This window comes from Cellulosimicrobium cellulans (genome assembly GCF_001722485.1).
Taxonomy (GTDB): domain Bacteria; phylum Actinomycetota; class Actinomycetes; order Actinomycetales; family Cellulomonadaceae; genus Cellulosimicrobium; species Cellulosimicrobium cellulans_A.
The window spans coordinates 1-1,755 of sequence record NZ_LWGL01000312.1 but is presented as its reverse complement, the minus strand read 5'-3'; the positions used below and the strand labels follow the sequence as shown (position 1 = coordinate 1,755).

The following is a 1,755-nucleotide window of genomic DNA, read 5'->3' as shown; positions in this document are numbered from 1 at the left end:
CGGCGCCCGTCGCGAGCGCGTGCCGCAGCAGCGCGACGGCCTCGCCCGCGTGGCCGGCCACGGCGGCGTCGGCGACGCGGAAGCCGGTCGCCTCGACGCGCCCGCCGTAGTAGCGGTCGACGACCTGCTCGGTGACCGTGCCCTCCGTGTCGTCCACGAGCTGGGAGCAGGCGGCGGCGAGCTCGCGCAGGTCGTTGCCGAGGGCCTCGACGAGCGCCCGCACGCCGCCCGCGTCGATGCGGCGCCGCGCCCGGCGGAACTCCGCGGTGACAAACGCCGACTTGTCGGAGTCCTTCTTGATCGCCTCGACCGCGACGACGGGCGCACCGCTGTTCCTGATCGCGTCGAGCATGCGCTTGCCGCGGACGCCGCCGCCGTGCACGACGACGACGGTCGTCGCCGGGTCCGCGGCGGGGACGTAGGCGACGACGTCCGCCACGAGCGCGTCCGTCGCGGCCTCCGCACCGGAGACGATCACGACCTTGGCCTCGCCGAACAGCGACGGGCTCGCGGCGACCGTGAGCATGCCGGCCTGGTAGGTCGCCGCCTCCAGCTCGACCTTCTCGACGTCGGGGTCACGCTCGCGGGCCAGGTCGACGAGCGCGTCGACCGCACGCTCCGCCAGGAGCGACTCCGGGCCCTGCACGAGCACGACCGGTGCGAGCCGGACGTCGTCCCACGCGGTCGCGGCGGACGATCGGGCGGAGGACCGGGACGGCGCGGGCATGCGCCCAAGCCTGCCACGAACCGCCGACGCCCCGGACGTGGTCGTCAGCCCCGGTCGGGATCAGTCCTGGCCGGGGTCCCGGCACCCGGCCGCCGCGAGCGTCCCCTCGCGGACCACGAGCGCGAACGTGCCGCACGTGTCGGTCCGCAGCACGGTCGCCCCGGTGCCGCGGTAGAGGTCGAGCGCGTGGTCGGTGGGGTGGCCGTACGTGTTCTCGCCCGCGCTGACGAGCGCGACGGTCGGCGACAGCGCCTCGGCCAGCGCCGGCGACTGCGTGCGCGACCCGTGGTGCGCCATCTTCACGACGTCCACGGGCCCCGTCCCGCGCCGCTCGAGCTCGTCCGCGAGCGCCTCCTGCCCCGCGTCCTCGAGGTCGCCGAGCGCGATCACCTGCGTCCTGCGCACCTCGGCGAGCACCACGACGCTCGCGTCGTTGGCGCCGCCCTCCTCCTCCGCACCGCCCGGCTGGTCGGTCGCGCCTGCCCGGGCCGCGCCGGCGGCCACCGGCGGGCCGGCCTGGAGCACCTCCCAGCGGACGGCGTCCGCCCCGTCCCCGGCCGTCGCCGCGTCGCCCGGCCGCGCGACGTCGACCGGCACGCCGGCGGTCTCGAGCAGCCCCAGGGCACGCTCCGCCTGCGCGGCGGGTTCGCGCGTCCCTGTCACCAGGGCACGGTCGACGTCGCGACCGGCGAGCACCTCCTCGAGCCCGCCCACGTGGTCGGCGTGGAAGTGGCTCAGCACCAGCAGGTCGACGCGGGCCACGCCGAGGTCGTCGAGGCACCGGTCCGCCGCGGGGCCGGACGGCCCGACGTCCACCACGACCGCTGACGACTCGCCCGACCGCAGGACGAGCGCGTCGCCCTGGCCGACGTCGCACGCGACGACGGCCCAGTCGTCCGGCACCGCGCCGCCGCGCGTCGTGAACGGCCGCACGAGCAGCCCGGCCGCCACCACGACGACCACCGCGACGACGGCCGTCCGCAGGAGGTGCCGCGGGCGCCACCGGTGCCGCCGCCGCAGCACGGCCC

The 1,755-nt window shown here is 77.4% G+C and carries 2 protein-coding genes; both read right to left on the bottom strand.

Translation table 11 applies throughout. From position 1 onward, the window contains the following. A partial coding sequence (holA, locus tag JZ5iCDA_RS17330) for a DNA polymerase III subunit delta (RefSeq protein ID WP_069388224.1) occupies positions 1-727 on the bottom strand: 727 nt, incomplete at its 3' end. Between the two features lie 60 nt (positions 728-787). After that, on the bottom strand, positions 788-1,755 hold a 968-nt coding region (locus tag JZ5iCDA_RS17325; RefSeq protein WP_139123223.1), incomplete at its 5' end, for a ComEC/Rec2 family competence protein.